22 protein-coding genes are annotated in these 19,297 nt (G+C 71.0%); 7 read left to right on the top strand and 15 right to left on the bottom strand.

Going from position 1 to position 19,297, the window contains the following annotated elements; all coding sequences use genetic code 11:
- Nucleotides 1-9: 9 nt before the first annotated feature.
- From ACFYWX_RS30355 to ACFYWX_RS30340, 4 genes are all read right to left on the bottom strand, one after another.
- On the bottom strand, nucleotides 10-1,710 hold the full coding sequence (locus ACFYWX_RS30355) for a methylmalonyl-CoA mutase (RefSeq protein ID WP_389427451.1): 1,701 nt from the start codon (nucleotides 1,708-1,710) through the stop codon (nucleotides 10-12).
- 116 nt (nucleotides 1,711-1,826) lie between these two features.
- Nucleotides 1,827-2,165 carry a DUF3817 domain-containing protein gene (locus tag ACFYWX_RS30350; protein ID WP_389427449.1) on the bottom strand — a complete coding sequence of 113 codons (339 nt, stop codon included), beginning with the start codon at nucleotides 2,163-2,165 and terminating at the stop codon, nucleotides 1,827-1,829.
- 43 nt (nucleotides 2,166-2,208) lie between these two features.
- A complete protein-coding gene (locus ACFYWX_RS30345; protein WP_389427447.1) occupies nucleotides 2,209-2,718 on the bottom strand; it encodes a MarR family winged helix-turn-helix transcriptional regulator in 510 nt (169 codons plus the stop codon).
- Nucleotides 2,719-2,729: 11 nt separating this feature from the next.
- Nucleotides 2,730-4,025 (bottom strand): MFS transporter, encoded by a 1,296-nt coding sequence (locus ACFYWX_RS30340; RefSeq protein ID WP_389427445.1) that lies wholly within the window; start codon nucleotides 4,023-4,025, stop codon nucleotides 2,730-2,732.
- Nucleotides 4,026-4,101: 76 nt separating this feature from the next.
- Between ACFYWX_RS30340 and ACFYWX_RS30335 the strand changes: the two genes are divergently transcribed.
- Nucleotides 4,102-5,085, top strand: coding sequence for a DUF5937 family protein (locus tag ACFYWX_RS30335; RefSeq protein WP_389427443.1), 984 nt, complete (start codon nucleotides 4,102-4,104; stop codon nucleotides 5,083-5,085).
- A 106-nt stretch (nucleotides 5,086-5,191) separates the two neighbouring features.
- On the opposite strand, the gene ACFYWX_RS30330 is transcribed toward ACFYWX_RS30335, so the two are convergent.
- The 6 genes from ACFYWX_RS30330 to ACFYWX_RS30305 all read right to left on the bottom strand — a co-directional run bounded on the left by ACFYWX_RS30330 (nucleotide 5,192) and on the right by ACFYWX_RS30305 (nucleotide 9,122).
- Entirely contained in the window at nucleotides 5,192-6,052 is an 861-nt protein-coding gene (locus ACFYWX_RS30330) for a leishmanolysin-related zinc metalloendopeptidase (protein WP_389427441.1), read from the bottom strand.
- Nucleotides 6,053-6,180: 128 nt separating this feature from the next.
- Nucleotides 6,181-6,831, bottom strand: coding sequence for a TetR/AcrR family transcriptional regulator (locus ACFYWX_RS30325; RefSeq protein WP_389427439.1), 651 nt, complete (start codon nucleotides 6,829-6,831; stop codon nucleotides 6,181-6,183).
- On the bottom strand, nucleotides 6,828-7,538 hold the full coding sequence (locus ACFYWX_RS30320) for a DUF4166 domain-containing protein (protein ID WP_389427437.1): 711 nt from the start codon (nucleotides 7,536-7,538) through the stop codon (nucleotides 6,828-6,830). The genes ACFYWX_RS30325 and ACFYWX_RS30320 overlap by 4 nt, the downstream gene beginning before the upstream one ends.
- Nucleotides 7,535-8,323, bottom strand: coding sequence for a hypothetical protein (locus ACFYWX_RS30315; RefSeq protein ID WP_389427435.1), 789 nt, complete (start codon nucleotides 8,321-8,323; stop codon nucleotides 7,535-7,537). Before ACFYWX_RS30315 ends, ACFYWX_RS30320 begins: the two co-directional genes overlap by 4 nt.
- A gap of 161 nt (nucleotides 8,324-8,484) precedes the next feature.
- Nucleotides 8,485-8,778 (bottom strand): MTH1187 family thiamine-binding protein, encoded by a 294-nt coding sequence (locus ACFYWX_RS30310; protein WP_389427433.1) that lies wholly within the window; start codon nucleotides 8,776-8,778, stop codon nucleotides 8,485-8,487.
- Nucleotides 8,775-9,122 (bottom strand): DUF3817 domain-containing protein, encoded by a 348-nt coding sequence (locus tag ACFYWX_RS30305; protein WP_389427431.1) that lies wholly within the window; start codon nucleotides 9,120-9,122, stop codon nucleotides 8,775-8,777. Before ACFYWX_RS30305 ends, ACFYWX_RS30310 begins: the two co-directional genes overlap by 4 nt.
- A 196-nt stretch (nucleotides 9,123-9,318) precedes the next feature.
- Between ACFYWX_RS30305 and ACFYWX_RS30300 the strand changes: the two genes are divergently transcribed.
- The 4 genes from ACFYWX_RS30300 (at nucleotide 9,319) to ACFYWX_RS30285 (ending at nucleotide 11,963) form a co-directional block, all read left to right on the top strand.
- Nucleotides 9,319-9,951: an AIM24 family protein gene (locus ACFYWX_RS30300; protein WP_389427525.1), complete on the top strand. Its 633-nt coding sequence runs from the start codon at nucleotides 9,319-9,321 to the stop codon at nucleotides 9,949-9,951.
- A 1-nt stretch (nucleotide 9,952) separates the two neighbouring features.
- On the top strand, nucleotides 9,953-10,603 hold the full coding sequence (locus ACFYWX_RS30295) for an AIM24 family protein (RefSeq protein ID WP_389427429.1): 651 nt from the start codon (nucleotides 9,953-9,955) through the stop codon (nucleotides 10,601-10,603).
- A gap of 38 nt (nucleotides 10,604-10,641) precedes the next feature.
- Nucleotides 10,642-11,394, top strand: coding sequence for an AIM24 family protein (locus ACFYWX_RS30290; RefSeq protein ID WP_389427523.1), 753 nt, complete (start codon nucleotides 10,642-10,644; stop codon nucleotides 11,392-11,394).
- 92 nt (nucleotides 11,395-11,486) lie between these two features.
- Nucleotides 11,487-11,963 (top strand): MarR family winged helix-turn-helix transcriptional regulator, encoded by a 477-nt coding sequence (locus ACFYWX_RS30285; RefSeq protein ID WP_389427427.1) that lies wholly within the window; start codon nucleotides 11,487-11,489, stop codon nucleotides 11,961-11,963.
- Between the two features lie 13 nt (nucleotides 11,964-11,976).
- On the opposite strand, the gene ACFYWX_RS30280 is transcribed toward ACFYWX_RS30285, so the two are convergent.
- On the bottom strand, nucleotides 11,977-13,419 hold the full coding sequence (locus tag ACFYWX_RS30280) for a sensor histidine kinase (RefSeq protein WP_389427425.1): 1,443 nt from the start codon (nucleotides 13,417-13,419) through the stop codon (nucleotides 11,977-11,979).
- Nucleotides 13,416-14,084 carry a response regulator transcription factor gene (locus ACFYWX_RS30275; protein ID WP_389427423.1) on the bottom strand — a complete coding sequence of 223 codons (669 nt, stop codon included), beginning with the start codon at nucleotides 14,082-14,084 and terminating at the stop codon, nucleotides 13,416-13,418. The genes ACFYWX_RS30280 and ACFYWX_RS30275 overlap by 4 nt, the downstream gene beginning before the upstream one ends.
- Nucleotides 14,085-14,209: 125 nt before the next feature.
- Here ACFYWX_RS30275 and ACFYWX_RS30270 point away from each other — a divergent pair, with 125 nt between their 5' ends.
- Entirely contained in the window at nucleotides 14,210-14,851 is a 642-nt protein-coding gene (locus ACFYWX_RS30270; RefSeq protein ID WP_389427421.1) for a PepSY domain-containing protein, read from the top strand.
- A 74-nt stretch (nucleotides 14,852-14,925) separates the two neighbouring features.
- Here ACFYWX_RS30270 and ACFYWX_RS30265 read toward each other — a convergent pair whose 3' ends face one another.
- From ACFYWX_RS30265 to ACFYWX_RS30255, 3 genes are all read right to left on the bottom strand, one after another.
- Nucleotides 14,926-16,194, bottom strand: coding sequence for an MFS transporter (locus tag ACFYWX_RS30265; RefSeq protein ID WP_389427419.1), 1,269 nt, complete (start codon nucleotides 16,192-16,194; stop codon nucleotides 14,926-14,928).
- Between the two features lie 157 nt (nucleotides 16,195-16,351).
- Nucleotides 16,352-17,308, bottom strand: a complete 957-nt coding sequence (gene meaB, locus ACFYWX_RS30260) for a methylmalonyl Co-A mutase-associated GTPase MeaB (RefSeq protein ID WP_389427521.1) — start codon at nucleotides 17,306-17,308, stop codon at nucleotides 16,352-16,354.
- A gap of 51 nt (nucleotides 17,309-17,359) precedes the next feature.
- Entirely contained in the window at nucleotides 17,360-18,562 is a 1,203-nt protein-coding gene (locus tag ACFYWX_RS30255) for an acetyl-CoA C-acetyltransferase (RefSeq protein ID WP_389427417.1), read from the bottom strand.
- Between the two features lie 148 nt (nucleotides 18,563-18,710).
- Between ACFYWX_RS30255 and mce the strand changes: the two genes are divergently transcribed.
- Nucleotides 18,711-19,151 carry a methylmalonyl-CoA epimerase gene (gene mce / locus ACFYWX_RS30250; RefSeq protein ID WP_389427415.1) on the top strand — a complete coding sequence of 147 codons (441 nt, stop codon included), beginning with the start codon at nucleotides 18,711-18,713 and terminating at the stop codon, nucleotides 19,149-19,151.
- Nucleotides 19,152-19,297: the final 146 nt, after the last annotated feature.

The following is a 19,297-nucleotide window of genomic DNA, read 5'->3' as shown; positions in this document are numbered from 1 at the left end:
TCGGGTGCGTCAGAACCCGGCGGGCTCCGTGTACACCCCCCACTCGTCCCGCAGCACCCCGCAGATCTCGCCGAGCGTCGCCTCGGCGCGTACGGCGTCCAGCATCGGCTCGATCATGTTGCCGCCGTCGCGCGCCGCCGCGAGCATCGCATCCAGCGCGGCCCGCACGGCCGCGTCGTCCCGCGCGCCCTTGCGGGTCGCGAGCGCCCGCACCTGCTCGCGCTCCACCTCGTGGCTCACCCGCAGGATCTCCAGGTCGCCGGTGACGGACCCGGTGTGGACGTTGACGCCCACCACCTTCTTGTCGCCCTTCTCCAGGGCCTGCTGGTAGCGGAACGCGGACTCGGCGATCTCGCCCGTGAACCAGCCGTCCTCGATACCCCGCAGGATCCCCGAGGTGATCGGCCCGATCGGGTGCTGCCCGTCGGGGTGGGCCCGCAGCCCCCGCTCCCTGATCTGCTCGAAGATCTTCTCCGCGTCGGCCTCGATCCGGTCCGTCAGCTGCTCGACGTACCACGAACCGCCCAGCGGGTCCGCGACGTTGCCGACCCCGGTCTCCTCCATCAGCACCTGCTGCGTGCGCAGCGCGATCTCCGCGGCCTGCTCGCTCGGCAGCGCGAGGGTCTCGTCCAGGGCGTTGGTGTGCAGCGAGTTGGTCCCGCCGAGGACCGCCGCCAGCGCCTCCACCGCCGTACGCACCACGTTGTTGTACGGCTGCTGGGCGGTCAGCGAGACTCCGGCGGTCTGCGTGTGGAAGCGCAGCCACTGCGCCTTCTCGCTCCGCGCCCCGTAGACGTCCCGCATCCAGCGCGCCCAGATCCTGCGGGCCGCGCGGAACTTGGCGATCTCCTCGAAGAAGTCGACGTGGGCGTCGAAGAAGAAGGACAGGCCGGGCGCGAAGACGTCCACGTCGAGCCCGCGGCTGAGCCCCAGCTCCACGTACCCGAACCCGTCGGCCAGCGTGTACGCCAGCTCCTGCGCGGCCGTCGCCCCCGCCTCGCGGATGTGGTAGCCGGAGACGGACAGCGGCTTGTAGGCGGGGATGCCGGCCGCGCAGTACTCCATGAGGTCGCCGATGAGGCGCAGGTGCGGCTCGGGCTGGAAGAGCCACTCCTTCTGGGCGATGTACTCCTTGAAGATGTCGGTCTGGAGGGTGCCGTTGAGCACTCCCGGATCGACGCCCTGCCGCTCGGCGGCGACGAGGTACATGCAGAAGACGGGAACGGCCGGCCCGCTGATGGTCATGGACGTCGTGACGTCACCGAGCGGGATGTCCTGGAACAGGACCTCCATGTCGGCGGCCGAGTCGATCGCCACCCCGCAGTGCCCGACCTCGCCGAGCGAGCGCGCTTCGTCGGAGTCGCGCCCCATCAGGGTCGGCATGTCGAAGGCGACGGACAGACCGCCCCCGCCGTTGGCGAGGATCATCTTGTACCGCTCGTTGGTCTGCTCGGCGTTGCCGAACCCGGCGAACTGCCGGATGGTCCACGTACGCCCCCGGTACCCGGTCGGATACAGCCCGCGCGTGTAGGGGTACTCCCCCGGCCACCCGATCCGCTCGAAGCCCTCGTACCTGTCTCCCGGCCGGGGCCCGTACACCGGCTCCACGGCGTCGCCGGAGAGCGTGGTGAAGTCAGCGTCGCGCGTCCGCGCGGCGTCGTACCGGGCCTGCCAGCGACGGCGGCCCTCTTCGATGGCGTCAGCGTCCATCCCTCAAATTTACTAGGACGTCCTAGTAAATGTCGACCGCTTGGGCGCCCGATCAGCAGGGCGCCCTGGTGAACAGATGGTGACAACCGCCACGAGGTCACCTCGCGGCGGTGGGGTCACGCCTTGGCGACGGCCGCCTCGCTCTCGGCGACCCTGGCCTCCAGCTCCCGCGTGACGTTGCGCTCCACGAAGAACGCGGCCGTGGGGACCGTCCCGGCCAGCAGCACCCACAGCTGCTTGCGCACCGGCCACTTCGCCTTGGAGCCCAGGTCGAAGGCGAAGATCAGGTAGAGGACGTAGAGCCAGCCGTGCGCGATGCCCACGACGCTCGTGAACCCGTCGGCGCCGTCGATCTTCAGCAGGTACTTGGCGATGACGCCCAGGGTGAGCAGGACCAGCAGCACACCGGTGACGTAGGCCATGACGCGGTAGCGCGTCAGCACGGACTTTTTCATGCGTACGAGCGTAACCACGTGTTCCGGGAGATCTTGTCCAGGGTCACTCGTCGTCGAAGTCGTGTGCCGAGACCCGCAGCGGGCGCAGCATCGCGAAGATCTCCGCGCACTCCTCCGCGTCGTACGCCCCGAGCCCGAAGTCCATCGCCATCAGGTCGCGGGTGGCCGCGTCGACGACCTCGCGGCCCTTGTCGGTGATGGAGGCGAGGGTGCCGCGGCCGTCGTTGGGGTTGGGGCGCTTGTCGACGAGGCCCGATCTGACCAGGCGGTCGACGGTGTTCGTGACCGACGTGGGGTGGACCATGAGCCGCTCACCGATCTTCGACATGGGCAGCTCGCCCGCCTTGGAGAAGGTGAGCAGCACCAGCGCCTCGTACCGCGCGAACGTCAGCCCGTACGGCTTGACCACGGCGTCGACCTCGGCGAGCAGGATCTGGTGCGCACGCATGATCGAGGTGATCGCGGCCATGGACGGCACGTTTCCCCACCGCTGCTTCCAGAGCTCGTCGGCGCGGGCGATGGGGTCGAAGGGGAGACTGAGCGGCTTCGGCACGTCTCGAGACCTTACCGGCCGGTCACATGCCGGTCAGCCCCGTCTCGCCCTTCGGTCCGCCGGGCTTCCAGCACGAGCAGCGCACAGCACACCGTCCCCAGGACGCCCGCCCCCGCCACGGCCGCCGTCACCCCCACGAGCTCCGCCGCCACCCCCGCCAGCGCCATGCCCAGCCCCTGCACGGTCATCAGCCCCGCCGTGAGCAGCGTCATCGCCCGGCCCCGCAGCTCCGCCGGCACGGCCCGCACGAACCACTGGTCCAGGCCCAGGGTGTACGCGGACCCCGCCCCGGAGACCAGCAGCAGGAGCAGCGAGACGGCGAGGCCCGGGTGCAGGGCGTAGCCCAGGTACGGCAGCAGGGTCAGGCAGACCAGCGGCAGCACGATCCGCTCCCGGGCGGCGGGCCGCAACCGGGCCCCCGCGAACAGCTCGCCGGCGACCGTGCCGACGGGCAGCGCGCACATCAGCAGGCCCAGGCCGGCCGATCCGGCCCCGAGACCGTCGGCGTACGGGGCGGCCAGTGCCTCAGGGGCGACGGAGAACATCGGCGGCACCCAGAAGAGCAGGAGCAGCACGCGCACCCGCCGGTCGGCGAGGACCTGACGGGCACCCCTGAGGGAGTCCGTCACCAGTGACGCCCCGCCGTCCCGGGCCCGGGCGGGCCGGCGCCTGGTGCCCCAGCGCAGCAGCGCGGCCGAGGAGAGGAAGGTGCCGACGGTGATGAGGAGGGTGTGGCGGGGGCTGACGACGGTGAGCAGCAGCCCACCGAGGCCGTATCCGACGAGCAGCGAGCTCTGCGCCGTGATCCGCAGCAGGGAGCGGCCGAGCACGAACAGGTCCCCGTCGCCGAGCACGTCGGCCAGCGTCGCCATCCGCGTCCCCGCGAAGACCGGCGAGACGACGGCGAGGCAGCAGCGCAGGGCCAGCAGTACGGCGATGGAGGCGCCCGGCGTCACCATCAGCGCGACGCACCCGGCGCACACCAGGTCGCACACCACCAGCACCCGGCGGGCCGGGAAGCGGTCGGCGACCCCCGCGAGCAGGGTCCCGCCGACGACGTACGGCAGGAAGCCGAGCGCGAACGTCAGCGCGCTCATCAGCGGGGAGCCGGTCAGGTCGTAGACGAGGACGGACAGCGCGATCTCGCTGACGATCACGCCCAGCATGGACAGCAGATGGGCGGCGAAGACGGCGCGGAACTCACGGACGGCGAAGACGTGGGAGTAGCCGGTGGGAACGGGGGGTGTCCCGGTGGGAGGTGGCGCGGTGGACGGTGTCGTCGTGTCCGTCGTCTGTTCTGGTGGCATGAGCAGCAGCGTGCTGGCGTCGGGCCCGGCTGCGTAGACTTTCGGCTCTGACCGAATCTTCGAGCGGGGTGCCCGGATGCCCTCACGCCTGCACTTCGGGGAGGACGACTTCCTCCGCTGCCGCTTCGCCGTGTCCCCGCTGTGGGAGACGCAGGAGGTGGCGCGCACGCTCAAGCGGCCCGACCGGCACGGCTACCACGCGCCCTGGCTGCGCCGGGCCCGTGAGGCGGCCGACGCGCTCGACCTGAGCGGGCTGTGGCTGCTGATGCCGCGCCGCGGCCACTCACCGGACTGGCTGAGCCCGCCGCCGGTCGGGCCGGCGGTCGGTTTCGAGGACGAGATCGCCGTGGTGCGTGCCGCCGATCCCGAGGCGGCCCGCGAGGATACGGCCCGCTCGCTCGCGGACACCCCGGGCGCGCTCGGATCGCCGTGGGGCCGGGCTTGGCTGGCGGACCCGGCGCGGATGATCGCGGAACTGGCCGACACGCTGCAGGAGATCTGGCACACCCTCGTCGAGCCCGACTGGCCGCGGCTGCGCGCGCTGCTGGAGGCGGACGTGGCGTTCCACTCCCGCAGGCTGGCCGAGGTGGGCCTGGGCGGTCTGCTGCCCGAGATCAACCGCCGCTGCGGCTGGCACGCCGGGACCCTGACGGTGGACTCCGAGGGTGAGCACGAGCGCCATCTGAGCGGCCGGGGCCTGGTGCTGATGCCGAGCGTCTTCTCCTGGCCGGACGTCGTCACCGGCTTCGACCCGCCGTGGCAGCCCACCCTGGTCTATCCGGCCCGGGGCATCGGCGCCCTGTGGTCGGAGCCCGCCGACCACACCCCCGACGCGCTCGTACGCCTGTTGGGACGCGGCCGGGCCACCGTCCTGACGGCCCTCACCGACCCGGCCACCACCACCGCCCTCGCCCACCGCCTCGCCCTCGCCCCGTCCTCCGTCTCCGCCCACCTGACGACCCTGCGCGACGCGGGCCTGCTGGTCGCGCGCCGGTACGGCCATCAGGTGCTCTACGAACGGACGCCACTGGGGATGGCGTTGGCGTCGGGCGGGGGCTGAAGACGCGCCCCGACGGGAGGGGCGGGAGTCGTCCGCCGGCCCGGACTCACGGGTGGGCCGCGGCCCACGCCCGTGCGCGGTGGACCGCGGCGTTCCGGTGGATCGGTCAGGGTGTCGAGGCGGGCAGCCGGGTGGGTACGACGGGCAGCATGACGCCGCGGTTGATCGGCGCGGTGTGCGGCACGATGCGGCCTTCCCTGGCGGCCTGGAGCAGGTCCGGCAGGCTGTACGGTTCGGCGCCGTCGAGGTCGACCTGGTAGCCCATGTCCCCGAGGCTCGCCGCGGTCATCCTGCTCAGCGGGTTGTCGGGGCCGGCGATGAACGGCGTCATGAGCTCGTTCAGGAACACCGCCTCGCGCCAGTGGCTGTCCTGGGTGCCGGGACCGCCGAAGTTGGCGACCGGCACCGGCACCGGCTGGGTCTCACCGGTGAGCGCGGCGAACTCGGTCTGGGCTCCCTTGCCCACGAAGACGGGGTTCTCGCTGCCGGCGCCCACCAGGAGGTCGAAGGTGGTCCACAGCGTGCCGATGCCCAGGACGTGCCCCATCTCGTGCGTGATGACGTCGACGAGCGTGCCCTCCGCCTCCATGGCCTCGAGATCGGCGATGTCGAACCTCATCACGCCCTTGGCCGGCAGGAACGCGCCGAACTGCGCGGTCCCGTCACGGAAGTCGGTGGGACCCGCCATGCCCAGAACGCCCTGGGGGCCGTCGATCTCGACGCCCTCCGCCTCGATCAGCAGATCGTCGATGACGTCGTCCCCGACGACCGCGGTGTCGAGGTCCCCCACGATGACCCTGGACCAGCGGTCGGCGGCCGCCGCGAAGGCGTCCTGCTGGCTCTGCGTGAGTCCGCCGAGGAATCGGACCTCGATGGTGAACGGCGACGTCGTGCCCGCGACTTCCTTGGCCCGCTCGAAACTGGCGACCGACCTGTACGTCCTGAAGGCGCTCATGACTTTGCCCATTGCGCATCTCCTTGGGATCCGGCCTGAGAAGGTCACCCCCGCGTTCCAGGCTAGGCCGGAAGAGGGAGGCGCGCGCGTCGGCCGCCCACGCAATGCAGTTGAGCGAACAACAACGAACGGGACATCGGTCAACGGCGGCCGGAGCGCCGCAGCCGATGCCGCACCGCCCGCTGCGCCACCGGCCCCAGTTCCTCCAACGCCCCCACGAGAGAGCCGAGTTGTTCCAGGGCGTCCAGTGCCGCGGTGGCCCCCACCGCGTCCACCCCCTCGTACAACTCGATCCCCACGAACGACCCCGCCACCGCCCGCGCCAGCCCCGGGGCGTCCACGAACTCCCCGAACGGTGTCTGGGCGAGCACCCGCACGAGCACCTGCTCGATCTCGACGATCCACAGCTCGAGCCCCGCCGCGGTCGCCGGCCCCAGGCTCTCGTGGGTCTGGGCACCCGCGAGCAACTGCCCGAGCAGCGCGACATGCCCCCCGGCCCGCTCCTGCTCATGGATCTCCCGCCCCACGGCCAGCAGCTCGGACAACGAGGTGACCGCGGCGAAACGGTCCCGGTAGCGCGCCACCGTCCGCTCCGCCCCGTACCGGCACGCCGCCGCCAGCAGTTCGTCCACGGAGCCGAAGTGGTAGAAGACCAGCGCCTGGTTGACTCCGGCGGCCGCCGCGATCGTCCGTGCCGACACCTTCGCGATCCCCTGCTCGGTGAGCGTGCGCAACGCCCCCTCCAGCAGTTTGGCCTTCGTCTCCTGCGACTTCGCCGTCTCCGGACTCACGCACGGACCTCCTCGCGCACCGGTCGCAGCCCTGCTCGCACCCCACACCGCCGGACGTCCGCGTAGGTCGCGGTGAAGGAGCCCTCGTAGCCGAACAGCGGCCCGAAGTACCGGTTCTCCACCCGCACTCGGATACGGAAGCGGCCGGCGGCGTCGTCGTAGGACTCCCGCACCTCCGCCGTCGCCCCGATCAGCTCCGGCACCCGCACGTCCACCACCCCCTCCCGGAACCGGTGTTCACCGGAGCGGATCAGCAGCGAACCGTCCGCCTCGGCACGGAAGTGCAGGTCGCTGGCGAGGTGCTGGTGGGTGCCCAGGTAGTCGAGGACGCGGTCGCCCTTGAGACTCAGCACCATCTGGGCGTCGAAGCGGCGTGAGCGGCCGGGCAGGTCGAAGGTGCGCACGAAGGTCACCGTCTCACGACCGAAGGTGTCGGTGTACGGCACATTCTCGATGACGAAGGGAACGTTCCGACCGGCCCTCGGGACGAGGATGTTGCGGATGGAACCGAGCGCCAGGAACGGCTTCACGAAGGCACGCCCGTGCCAGATGCGGTCCATCACCCCCCGGCCCGTACACGCCTCCCCGCTCGCGAGGCCGACCGAGAAGCGGCGCTGGAGCTGCGGGTGCAGACGGTCGAAGTCGGCTCCCATCACCGTACGGAAGATCGAGGCGGGAGCGGTCGCGCCGCCCGGGACAGAGGTCATCGCGGGTTCTCCAGCGCTCGCATCAGGCGCGGCGCACGCACGCGCGTGGGTGGTTGCCGCAGACAGCGGCGGGCGGCCGGGGTGCAGGACAGCGGCGACTTGAACAGGGCCACGCTGATGGCGACGGCCAGCAGCAGCGGGCACAGGTAGGCCGTCGTCGCCGCGAACGGGCCGAGCAGGCGCAGGAGGGAGCCGAGGCCCAGTCCGGTGCAGCAGACGATGACGACGGCGGCGCGGACCGCCAGTTCGGCGAGCCAGTTGACGAGCGCCCGCTCCGGGGTGATCCCGCGCTCCAGCCACAGGCGCAGTCGGTCGAAGGACCAGGCGGTGGCCCAGCCCATCAGCGGGCGGAACACCAGCCGGTCGGCCACGGCTCCGAGGCGGCCCCAGCGGGGGCGGTAGTCGTAGCCGGTGAGGAAGCGGACGCCGTCGCCGTCGGGGACGTAGCGCCAGTAGCCGCTGCCCTCGGCGAGCAGCGAGAGGGGGTGCGGGGAGGCGAAGCGCAGGGCCGAGGTGCGGGTGCCGTCCGCGCGCTCCTTCTCGCCCGCCGAGACCCCCGTCCCGGCGACGGTCAGGAAGGGCAGCACGCGCGTGGCGTACCGGAAGCGCTGCGGTTCGCCCTCCGCGCGCGGGAGGTAGTCGATCTCGGTGAAGCGCACGTCCCAGCGCTGGTGCTGGGCGGGTTCCTGGGTGCGCGCCCACAGCTCGTCGAGGTCGGCGCGGATCCGCGCCTCTATGTAGAGCCCGTCGGGCCCGTCGGTCCTGTCGGTCCTGTCGGTCCTCATGGTGAATCCCCCGATTCATCTCACGATTTTGAGCGATCGCTCAAACCCTGTGGGCAGGACCGTACACGTCTTTGAGCGATCGCTCAAACATCGGGCACGAGAAAACCCCGGTCCGCGCGGACCGGGGTTTTCCAAGCGACTGGCCGGTGATCGCGGCCGCCTCACTCGGCCAGATACCGCTCCACCGTCTCCACCTTGGACGTGAGCCCGTCCGTCACACCGGGGCGAATGTCGGCCTTGAGGACCAGCGACACGCGCGGTGCCCGGTCCTCGACCACGGCGACGGCGCGCCTGACGACGTCCATGACCTCGTCCCACTCGCCCTCGACGGAGGTGAACATCGCGTCGGTGCGGTGGGGCAGCCCGGACTCGCGGACGACACGGACGGCGTCGGCCACGTACTCCCCCACCTCCTCGCCGACTCCCAGCGGCGTCACGGAGAAGGCGACGATCACGACGCCTCCACCACGCCCTCGCGACGCGCGCGGGAGGCGATGACCGCGTCCTCGGCCTCGCGGCGCAGCTTGCGCTCGGCGAAGAAGCCGCCGGTCGGCAGCACGGACAGGACGAAGTAGAGCGCCGCGGTCTTGAGGTCCCACTTGGTGCGGTTCCAGGCGTCCGCCCAGAAGATCACGTAGAGGATGAACAGCACGCCGTGGATCGCGCCCATGACGGGCACCGCGTTGAAGTCCGTGGTCCGCTTCAGCACCGAGCAGACGAGCAGCAGGAGAAAGGAGATGGCCTCGGGGGCGGAGACCAGGCGGAGTCGGCGGAGGGCGGTGGCGGTCTTGAGGTCCACGGGTCACCTTCGGTGGGAGAGGCGTCGATGGTCTGGCGGCTTGTGAACGCACGCACAAGCGTTCGTCCATTGTGACAAACGAGCCGGGCGGGCTACGTGAGGGGGTCCCGGGCCCCCTAGGGGTGCGTTCGGGGTGCGTCTCCACCCGTGGGCTCTGTCCGGCGGACCGGCCTGCGGCTACCTTCACTCCGTGGCGATGTTCCGACTGCAAGGAAGCAAGGTGCTCGCCGTCGACATGACCGGGGATGCCGTGAAGGCGAAGAACGGCTCCATGGTCGCGTACGACGGGCAGATGGCCTTCAAGAAGATGAGTGGCGGCGGCGAGGGGCTGCGGGGGATGGTGACCCGGCGTCTCACCGGTGAGCAGATGACCGTGATGGAGGTGAAGGGGCAGGGAACGTGCTGGTTCGCGGACCGCGCCTCGGAGATCAACCTCGTCAGTCTCCAGGGGGACAAGCTGTACGTGGAGTCGAGCAACCTGCTCGCGACCGACGCCGGCCTCAGGACCGGCACGAGCTTCACCGGACTGCGCGGCGCCTCGCAGGGCAACGGGCTGTTCACGACGACCGTCGAGGGCCACGGCCAGGCGGCGATCACGTCGGACGGGCCCGCCGTGCTGCTGCGGGTCAGCCCGCAGTACCCGCTGACCGTCGACCCGGGGGCGTACATCGCTCACCAGGGGAACGTACGGCAGTCGTTCCAGTCCGGTGTGACCTTCCGCACGTTCCTCGGGGAGGGCGGCGGCGAGGCGTTCCAGATCCGCTTCGAGGGCGACGGCCTGGTGTACGTCCAGCCGAGCGAGCGGAACACGATCGCGGGGGATGTGTGACATGCCCTTTCGTGAGCTCAACTCGAAGATGGTCGAGGCGACGGTCGTGCCCGGCCAACGCCTGTTCAGCCAGCGCGGCGCGATGCTCGCCTACCGCGGCGAGGTCTCCTTCACACCCAACATGCAAGGCGGCCAGGGCGGTGTGATGTCGATGCTCGGCCGCCGGCTCGCCAATGAGGACACCCCTTTGATGACGGTCGAGGGCAGCGGCACGGTCCTCTTCGGTCACGGCGGCCACCACGTCCAGGTCATCCAGCTCACCGGCGACACGCTCTACGTCGAGGCGGACCGCCTGCTCGCCTTCGAGGGCACCCTCCAGCAGGGCACGATGTTCATGGGCTCGCAAGGCGGTGTCATGGGCATGGTCCGGGGCCAGATCAGCGGCCAGGGCCTGTTCACCACCACCCTCAAGGGCCATGGCGCGGTCGCCGTGATGGCCCACGGCGGCGTCTTCGAGATCCCGATCACCCCCCAGCGCCCGATCCACGTCGACCCCCAGGCCTACGTCGCCCACCACGGCGATGTCCGCAACAAGCTGTCCACCGCCCTGGGCTGGCGCGACATGGTGGGCCGCGGCTCCGGCGAGGCGTTCCAACTGGAGCTCAGCGGCAGCGGCACGGTGTACGTCCAGGCGTCCGAGGAGAAGCTGTGACCACGTACCCGGGCACCGGCCCCACCGTCTTCGACCCGATGACCCTGCCCGTCGACGACAACGTCAACGCCTACACCTTCTGCGTGGAGCTCAAGGGGAGCCAGTGGTTCCTGCAGAAGGGGAAGATGATCTCCTACTACGGCTCGATCGACTTCAACGGCATCGGACACGGCCGACTCGACCGTCTTGTCCGTACGTCCTTTCATTCGCCTCTGCACGCGAGCGACTGGGTCGTGGCGGAGGGCTCGGGCAAGATGCTCCTCGCCGACCGGGCCTTCGATGTGAACTCGTACGACCTGGACGACGGCAATCTGACCATTCGCTCGGGCAATCTGCTCGCTTTTCAGCCAACTCTGTCCCTCAAGCAGTCGATCGTGCCGGGTTTTCTGACGCTCATCGGAACCGGAAAGTTCGTGGCCGCATCCAACGGTCCGGTGGTGTTCATGGAACCCCCCATCCGGGTGGACCCGCAGGCACTCGTCGGCTGGGCCGACTGCCCCTCGCCGTGCCATCACTACGACCACGGCTACATGACCGGCGTAATGGGCGGTCTACGTGCGATGACGGGCCTCGGCGGGGCCTCCGGAGAGGAGCACCAGTTCGAGTTCGTGGGAGCCGGCACGGTGCTGCTCCAGTCGACCGAGACCCTGATGGCCGAGCAGGCCACGGGGGCGACTCCGCACGAGCCGGGGGTACCCGGTGGCGGCGGCGCGCCCGGCGGTCACGGGCAGTCCGGCGCACCGCGACTTCCCGGACAGCTGGGAGACCTCCAGCGTCGCTTCGGGCTGTGAGCGGTAGTCTGCGGAGTGTGACATCGAACGCGTGCGCACAGTCACACCACCCTCATTAGTTCGCCTTTCAACTTCTTAGGTAGACTTCATTCATGGAGACCGAGACGGCCACACTCTGGCTGACCGATGCGGAGCAGTGCGCTTGGCGCACCCACCTGGAGGTCAACAGGCTGTTGACGTACCAGCTCGAAAAGGACCTGCAGCCGTTCGGCCTGACAATGAACGACTACGAGATCCTGGTGAATCTCTCCGAGTCGGAGGGCGTACGGATGCGCATGAGCGACCTCGCGTCCGCCACCCTCCAGTCCAAGAGCCGACTCTCGCACCAGATCACCCGCATGGAGAACGCGGACCTGGTGCGCCGGGAGAACTGCGAGTCCGACCGCCGTGGACTGTATGCCGTACTCACCGAGCACGGCATGGAGACGATGAAGAAGGTCGCGCCCCATCACGTGACGTCGGTGCGGAGGCACTTCATCGACCTCCTCTCCCCCGAGGCCCTGACCGAGCTCGACAAGGCCCTCAAGCCCATCGCGGAACACCTCCGCGGACATCGGGGACGCCCGTAGCCCGGTAGTCCTCCTAGACCAGCGGCAGGCGGAGCTCGAACAGGGCTCCGCCTGCCGGCGCGTCGCGCACCGTGAGCGTGCCGCCGTGCCGCACGGCCACGTCACGGGCGATGGCGAGGCCCAGTCCCGCTCCGCCGTCGTCACGGCTGCGGGCGGCGTCGAGTCGTACGAACCGCTCGAAGACGCGCTCCCGCTCGCCCTCGGGCACTCCGTCGCCGTCGTCGGCGACCTCCAGCACCGCCCGGTCTCCCTCCCGCCGAACGGTGACCGAGACCCCGTCGCGCGCGTGCCGCCGCGCGTTGTCCAGCAGATTGGCCAGCACCCGCTCCAGCTGCCCCCGCGATCCGGCCACTTCCACGGCCCGATCCGCCTCGACCGTCACCCCGGCCCGCCCGGCGGCCTCCTCCCGCGCCAGCGCGCCCAGATCCACCCGCGTGTCGCCCCGCCGCTCCCCCGCGTCCAGCCGCGCGAGCAACAGCAGGTCGGCGGCCAGGTGCTGCAGTCGTACGGTGTCCTCGACCGCGCCCGTGACATCCAGCAGCTCGGGATGGGCGGCGCCCACCTCCAGCTGGGTGCGCAGACTGGCGATCGGGCTGCGCAGTTCGTGGGAGGCGTCGGCGACGAACCGGCGCTGGCGCTCCACGGAGGTCTCCAGGGCGGCCAGCGTCTCGTTGGTGGTGCGGGCGAGCCGGGCGACCTCGTCGTGCGTCTCCGGCTCCGGGACGCGCCGCGCCAGGTCCTCGGAGGCGGTGATCGCGGCCATCTCACGCCGTATGCCCTCCACCGGGTGCAGGGCGCGCCGGGTGACCAGCCAGGTCACGCCCGCGACGACGCCCAGCAGCAGCGGGAACCCGATCAGCATGCTGGTCAGCGCGGTGCTCACGGCGCTGTGCTCGGCGGACAGCGGGGCACCCGCGTACACGGTGAGAGTGCCCCGGTCCCCGGTCTCCACCCGGACGACGGCGAAGCGGTAGTCCTCGGTGTCCCCGTCGATCGTCGCGGAACCGTCGCGGAAGTCGGTCTCCTCGTCGATCTCACCGGCGTCGAGCGCGTCCTCGCCCGCCGTGTCCTCCGCCTTGTCGTCCGCGTCGTCGTCGGCGTCCTCCGGCGGGGTCTGCCCAGCGCCACCGCCGGCTGCTCGCGGGCGTACGGCATCGTTGCCCGTCCCGCTGATCCACTCCAGGTCCTCGCCGGCCGCGACCAGCGTCCCGTCCTCCGTGACGACCTGGACCGGCCGGTCGTCCCCGTCCAGGGACAGCTGCCCGTAGGTCTTCCCGGCGGCGATCTCCGCGGCGACCTCCCGTGCGGTGCGCTCGGCCTGGGTGCCGGCCTGGTCGCTCAGGTTGGACCGCAGGGACAGCAGGACCGCCGCGCCGGCGGCGACCAGGGCGACGGCGACGACGAGGGTGGCGCCGAGCGTGGCCCGGGCCCGGACGGAACCGAACAGACGTCTCACCGAGCCGCCTCCAACCGGTAACCGGCGCCGCGCACGGTCCGGATGAGCGCCGCGCCCAGCTTGCGGCGCAGGGCGCTGACGTACACCTCGACGATGTTGGGGTCGCCCTCGTAGGCGAAGTCCCAGACGTGGTCGAGGATCTCGCCCTTCGACACCACCTCGCCCGCCCGCAGCACGAACTGCTCCAGGACGGCGAACTCCTTCGCGGTGAGCGCCACCTCGTCGTCGCGCAGGAAGACACGGCGGGCCGCGGTGTCCACCCGAAGCTCACCGAGGACGTGCACGGGCGACGCCCCGGCCCCCTGGCCCCGTCGCCGCAGCAGCGCCTTGATCCGGGCGACCAGGACGACGTACGAGAACGGCTTCGTCAGATAGTCGTCCGCGCCCGTGTCCAGGCCCTCGGCCTCGTCGTACTCGCCGTCCTTCGCGGTGAGCATCAGGATCGGCACGTCGTTGCCGGCGGCGCGCAGGGTGGAGCAGACGCGGTAGCCGTTCATGCCGGGCAGCATGATGTCGAGCACGAGCAGGTCGTACGGCGACTCACTCGCCCGGTGCAGGCCCTCCAGCCCGTCGTGGACGACGTCCACGGCATAGCCCTCCGCGGTCAGGCCCTTGGCCAGGGACAGGGCGAGGCGCTTCTCGTCCTCGACGATCAACAGACGCATGCGTCACAGGGTCCCAAAGGAAACCTGAAGCGATCTTCAGGTGGCTTCAGCCTGGCTTCAGCTCCGGTTCGGCAGGTTGGTTCTCGTCGAAGCGAACGCAGCGAACCCACCTCGGGAGGACATCCATGAAGCGCAACATCGTCGTCGCCACCGTCACCGCGGCCGCCCTGGTCGGCGGTGGGGCCACGCTCGCCTTCGCTGGGAGCGGCGAGGACGACGCGCCGGCCACGTCGTCGGCCGCGGTGGCGGCGGACGACAGGGACACCGACGGGCGAGGCGACGCCCGTGACGACGCTCAGGACGACCGCGACGACCGCGACGGCGACGCCGCCGAGGCGCGTGGCAGCAAGCTGACCGCCGCTCAGGCGATCGACGCGGCCCTGAAGGCGAAGCCGGGCACGGCCGTCTCCGCCGACCTCGACGCCGGGGACGAGGACGACGTCCGCGGCTGGGAGGTCGACATCCTCGGCTCGGGTTCCACCTCGTACACCGTCCACGTGGACCAGGAGACGGGCAGGATCCTGGCGACCGAGACCGAGCAGGACGACGACGTGGCCGACGCCCGCCGTGCCCTGAAGGTCGCCACCGTCGACGCCAGGGAGGCCGCCGAGGCGGCCACCGCGAAGGGCACCGTCACCTCCGTCGACCTCGACGACGACCGCGCCGCCCGCTGGGACGTGGAGACCACGGACACCCACGGCAAGGACCACGACTGGAACGTCGGCCTCAAGACGCAGAAGGTCACGGCGGACCGGGACGACGACTGAGCGATACGGCACCCCGGTCGACACCGGGCCGAAAGGGCGGGGCCGCGCAACCGACGCGCGGCCCCGCCCGGCCGTCAGGCTCCGGAACGCCCCGACTCCGCCTCCAACGCCGCCTCCGGCACTGGCTCCGCCTCCACCGCAGCGACCGCGGTCCCGCGCGCCCCCACCACCGCACCCGCCGCCGAAACCAGCGCCGCACCCCCCGCCGCCGCGAAGCACACCCCCAGCGACGCGTGGCTCAGCAGCAGCCCCGCCGTGACCGCGCCGCAGGAACTGCCCGCGTTCACGGCGGTGTTGATCCACGCGCCCGCTCGCGTCCGCGCGCCCGGCGCCGCCGTCTCGTCCGCGATGAGGTACGCCGTCGTCAGAGCCGGGGCGACGAAGGCGCCGGCGCAGGCCAGGGCCGCCGTCAGGGTCCACGGCCCGGGGGCGAGTCCGGCCGCGCACACCGTCAGGCCCAGGCCCGCAGCCTGCCACGGCAGCCGTACGCGCGCGGGCGTGCGCCAGTCGATCGCACCGTTCAGGAGGCCGCCCACCGCGCTGCCCGCCGACAGCGCGGCCAGCATCCAGGCGACCGTGTCGCCGCCGTACCCGTGCCGTTCGGCGAAGGCCGTCACCAGCAGGTCGACGGCGCTGAGCGTGAGGCCCGCCCCGGCCGCCACGAGGACCGGCTGGAGCAGCCCTCGTTGACGTGCGGGGCTCTTCCCCTGCTGTCGCCGTCCCGAGGAGCCCCGTAGCCCGCCCACCACCGGTGAGGCCACGAACGCGCACGTCCCCGCCGCGATCAGTGCCGCGCTCAGCAGCAGCCCGGCGGACGGCGAAGCAAAGCGGATCAGCACGCCGACAAAGACGGGGCCCGACACGTACAGCAGTTCCTCGGCGACCCCGTCCAGGCTGTACGCCCGTTGCAGCAGTCGCCGGTCGTGGACGAGTTCGCCCCACACCATGCGCATGGTGGGGCCCAGCGGGGGCGCGCACGCGCCAGTGAGCGCGGTGACCGCGCCGAGCACCACCGCCGGTGTGCCGGGGCGCCAGGTGACCGCCGCGAGCACGGACAGCAGGGCTGCGTAGAGGACGGCCATGGGGGCCAGGGCGCGACGGGGGCCGTACCGGTCGACCAGGGAGGCCCGTAACGGCAGCAGGAGGACCGTGGACGCCCCGAACAGGGCCATGACCGTGCCGGCCACGGCGTACGAACCGGTCGCCCGGACCGTGGCGAGCAGCAGGGAGAGGGAGACCACTCCGTACGCCAGGCGTCCGACGAGGGCGGCGGCGAAGGTGGAGCGGGCTCGGGGGACGCGCAGGACGGCGGCGTACGACGGCCGCGAAAGGGGTGCGGACATGCGTGAGTTCCTCGACGTGAGGCGGAGAGAGGGGACACCTGAGTGCACGACGGACACGGCCGATCGCTCGGCCTGCGTGCACGGCTCGGTGTGCTCTACGCCAAAAGGAGGAACATGCGGGTCAACCTAGCAGCGTCGACCCGAAGCAGACGACCCCTCAGGACTCGGTCAGGCCCGCCACGAGTTCGTCGGCCGCGCGGTACGGGTCCAGTTCGCCGGAGATGATCCGCTCGGCGAGGGCGCTGAGGCGGCGGTCGCCGTGGAGGTCGCCGATGCGTTCGCGCAGGGCCGTGACGGCGATCGTCTCGACCTCGCGGGCGGCGCGGGAGCCGCGGCGCTCGGCGAGGACGCCGTGCTCCTCCATCCAGGCACGGTGCTTCTCCAGCGCCTGGACGACCTCGTCGATGCCCTCGGCGCGTGCCGCGACCGTCTTGACGATGGGCGGGCGCCAGTCGCCGGGGCCGCGGGACTCGCCGAGGCCCAGCATGTGGTTCAGCTCGCGGGCGGTGGCGTCGGCGCCGTCCCGGTCGGCCTTGTTGACGACGTAGACGTCGCCGATCTCCAGGATTCCGGCCTTGGCGGCCTGGATGCCGTCGCCCATGCCCGGGGCCAGCAGGACGACGGAGGTGTCGGCCTGGGAGGCGATCTCCACCTCCGACTGGCCGACGCCGACCGTCTCCACGAGGATCACGTCGCAGCCGGCCGCGTCCAGCACGCGGATGGCCTGCGGGGCGGCCCAGGCGAGGCCGCCCAGATGGCCGCGGGTGGCCATCGAGCGGATGTAGACGCCCGGGTCGGAGGCGTGCTCCGACATGCGGACGCGGTCCCCGAGGAGGGCGCCGCCGGAGAACGGGGAGGACGGGTCGACGGCCAGGACGCCGACCCGCTTGCCCTGCTTGCGGTAGGCGGTCACCAGCGCCGAGGTCGACGTGGACTTGCCGACGCCCGGGGAGCCGGTGAGGCCCACGACGTACGCGTTGCCGGTCAGCGGGGCCAGGGCCGCCATGACCTCCCTGAGCTGCGGGGACGCCCCCTCCACCAGGGAGATCAGCCGGGCCACGGCCCGCGGCCGGCCCTCCCTGGCCTGGGCCACCAGTGTGGAGACGTCCTGCATCACAGCTCCGTTCACGAAAGACACGAAAGAGAGGCGTCCGGAAAGCGGGACTCAGGCCTTGGGTACCCGCACGACCAGCGCGTCACCCTGACCGCCGCCACCGCACAGCGCGGCCGCGCCGACACCGCCACCGCGCCGCTTGAGCTCGAGGGCGAGGTGCAGGACGAGCCGGGCGCCCGACATGCCGATGGGGTGGCCCAGGGCGATGGCGCCACCGTTGACGTTCACCTTTTCCGTGGACACTCCGAGGTCCTTCATTGACTGGACCGCCACGGCGGCGAATGCCTCGTTGATCTCGATGAGGTCGAGGTCGGAGACCTCCAGGCCGTCCTTCTTGAGGGCGTGCAGGATCGCGTTCGACGGCTGGGACTGCAGGGAGTTGTCCGGTCCGGCCACGTTGCCGTGGGCACCGATCTCGGCGATCCAGTCCAGGCCGAGCTCCTGCGCCTTGGCCTTGCTCATCACGACCACGGCGGCCGCACCGTCCGAGATCTGCGAGGCGGAGCCGGCGGTGATCGTGCCCTCCCGGGTGAAGGCGGGGCGCAGCTTGCCGAGGGACTCCGCGGTGGTGTCGCCGCGGATGCCCTCGTCCTTGCTGAAGACGACCGCGTCGCCCTTGCGCTGCGGGATCTCGACCGGGGTGATCTCGGCCTCGAAGACGCCGTTCTTCTGGGCGGCGGCGGCGCGCTGGTGGGACAGGGCGGCGATCTCGTCCTGCTCCGGGCGGCCGATGCCGAGGCGGGTGTTGTGCTTCTCCGTCGACTCGCCCATGGCGATGTTCTCGAAGGCGTCGGTCAGGCCGTCGTGGGCCATCGCGTCGAGCATCTCGATCGCGCCGTACTTGAAGCCCTCACGGGACTTCGGCAGCAGGTGGGGGGCGTTGGTCATGGACTCCTGGCCGCCGGCGACGATCACGTCGAACTCACCCGCGCGGATCAGCTGGTCGGCGAGCGCGATGGCGTCAAGGCCCGACAGACACACCTTGTTGATGGTGAGGGCCGGGACGTTCATCGGGATGCCGGCCTTGACCGCGGCCTGGCGGGCCGGGATCTGGCCCGCGCCGGCCTGGAGCACCTGGCCCATGATCACGTACTGCACCTGGTCGCCACCGATCCCCGCACGGTCGAGGGCGGCCTTGATCGCGAAGCCGCCGAGGTCGGCTCCGGAGAAGGACTTCAGCGAGCCCAGCAACCGTCCCATGGGCGTCCGGGCGCCCGCGACGATCACCGAGGTACTGCTGTTCGTTCCAGACATGAGGTGCGATCCCCTTCCAGCTTGCACAGCCGAGGAGTGAACGAGGGTTTACTTCGAATGTACTGAGTGGCACTCCGTGCCGTCATCGGGCCGTCGGTGTGATCGCGCGCACGTTGCGTAACCACCTCCGGAGCGCTGCACTGACAACATGCTGACGCGAATCGACCACATCGGGATCGCCTGTTTCGACCTCGACAAGACCGTCGAGTTCTACCGCGCGACGTACGGCTTCGAGGTCTTCCACTCCGAGGTCAACGAGGAGCAGGGAGTCCGCGAGGCCATGCTCAAGATCAACGATACGTCGGACGGCGGAGCCTCGTACCTCCAGCTCCTGGAGCCGACCAGGGAGGACTCCACCGTCGCCAAGTGGCTCGCGAAGAACGGCGAGGGTGTTCACCACATCGCTTTCGGTACGGCGGATGTCGACACCGAGGCGGCCGACATCAAGGAGAAGGGCGTACGCGTTCTGTACGAAGAGCCACGGCGCGGCTCCATGGGGTCGCGGATCACGTTCCTGCACCCGAAGGATTGCCATGGCGTTCTGACAGAACTGGTCACTTCTGCGCCTGTTGAGTCACCTGAGCACTGACCCCCGTACATATGGGCCGGTAGGGTTGGGTGCGGTCGCCGCTCCACCAGGGTGACCGCAGTCCGGGGTCCTGTGTTTCGGGGGACGAGCGACGGGGCAGCAGCTCATGCTCCGCCGTTGATCTGACACCATTCCCCGGGGGCCCC

Origin of the sequence: Streptomyces sp. NPDC002888, assembly GCF_042888465.1 — a bacterium.
In the GTDB taxonomy this organism is placed as follows: Bacteria; Actinomycetota; Actinomycetes; order Streptomycetales; family Streptomycetaceae; genus Streptomyces.
This window is presented reverse-complemented; position numbering and strand designations above follow the sequence as displayed.

Bases quoted from the DNA above. Each gene is read 5' to 3' on its own strand.
- ACFYWX_RS30355 (WP_389427451.1), bottom strand. From the start codon at position 1,710: ATGGACGCTGACGCCATCGAAGAGGGCCGCCGTCGCTGGCAGGCCCGG.
- ACFYWX_RS30350 (WP_389427449.1), bottom strand. From the start codon at position 2,165: ATGAAAAAGTCCGTGCTGACGCGCTACCGCGTCATGGCCTACGTCACC.
- ACFYWX_RS30340 (WP_389427445.1), bottom strand. From the start codon at position 4,025: ATGCCACCAGAACAGACGACGGACACGACGACACCGTCCACCGCGCCA.
- ACFYWX_RS30335 (WP_389427443.1), top strand. From the start codon at position 4,102: ATGCCCTCACGCCTGCACTTCGGGGAGGACGACTTCCTCCGCTGCCGC.
- ACFYWX_RS30330 (WP_389427441.1), bottom strand. From the start codon at position 6,052: ATGGGCAAAGTCATGAGCGCCTTCAGGACGTACAGGTCGGTCGCCAGT.
- ACFYWX_RS30320 (WP_389427437.1), bottom strand. From the start codon at position 7,538: ATGACCTCTGTCCCGGGCGGCGCGACCGCTCCCGCCTCGATCTTCCGT.
- ACFYWX_RS30315 (WP_389427435.1), bottom strand. From the start codon at position 8,323: ATGAGGACCGACAGGACCGACAGGACCGACGGGCCCGACGGGCTCTAC.
- ACFYWX_RS30300 (WP_389427525.1), top strand. From the start codon at position 9,319: ATGTTCCGACTGCAAGGAAGCAAGGTGCTCGCCGTCGACATGACCGGG.
- ACFYWX_RS30295 (WP_389427429.1), top strand. From the start codon at position 9,953: ATGCCCTTTCGTGAGCTCAACTCGAAGATGGTCGAGGCGACGGTCGTG.
- ACFYWX_RS30290 (WP_389427523.1), top strand. From the start codon at position 10,642: ATGACCCTGCCCGTCGACGACAACGTCAACGCCTACACCTTCTGCGTG.
- ACFYWX_RS30285 (WP_389427427.1), top strand. From the start codon at position 11,487: ATGGAGACCGAGACGGCCACACTCTGGCTGACCGATGCGGAGCAGTGC.
- ACFYWX_RS30275 (WP_389427423.1), bottom strand. From the start codon at position 14,084: ATGCGTCTGTTGATCGTCGAGGACGAGAAGCGCCTCGCCCTGTCCCTG.
- ACFYWX_RS30270 (WP_389427421.1), top strand. From the start codon at position 14,210: ATGAAGCGCAACATCGTCGTCGCCACCGTCACCGCGGCCGCCCTGGTC.
- ACFYWX_RS30265 (WP_389427419.1), bottom strand. From the start codon at position 16,194: ATGTCCGCACCCCTTTCGCGGCCGTCGTACGCCGCCGTCCTGCGCGTC.
- meaB (WP_389427521.1), bottom strand. From the start codon at position 17,308: ATGCAGGACGTCTCCACACTGGTGGCCCAGGCCAGGGAGGGCCGGCCG.
- ACFYWX_RS30255 (WP_389427417.1), bottom strand. From the start codon at position 18,562: ATGTCTGGAACGAACAGCAGTACCTCGGTGATCGTCGCGGGCGCCCGG.
- mce (WP_389427415.1), top strand. From the start codon at position 18,711: ATGCTGACGCGAATCGACCACATCGGGATCGCCTGTTTCGACCTCGAC.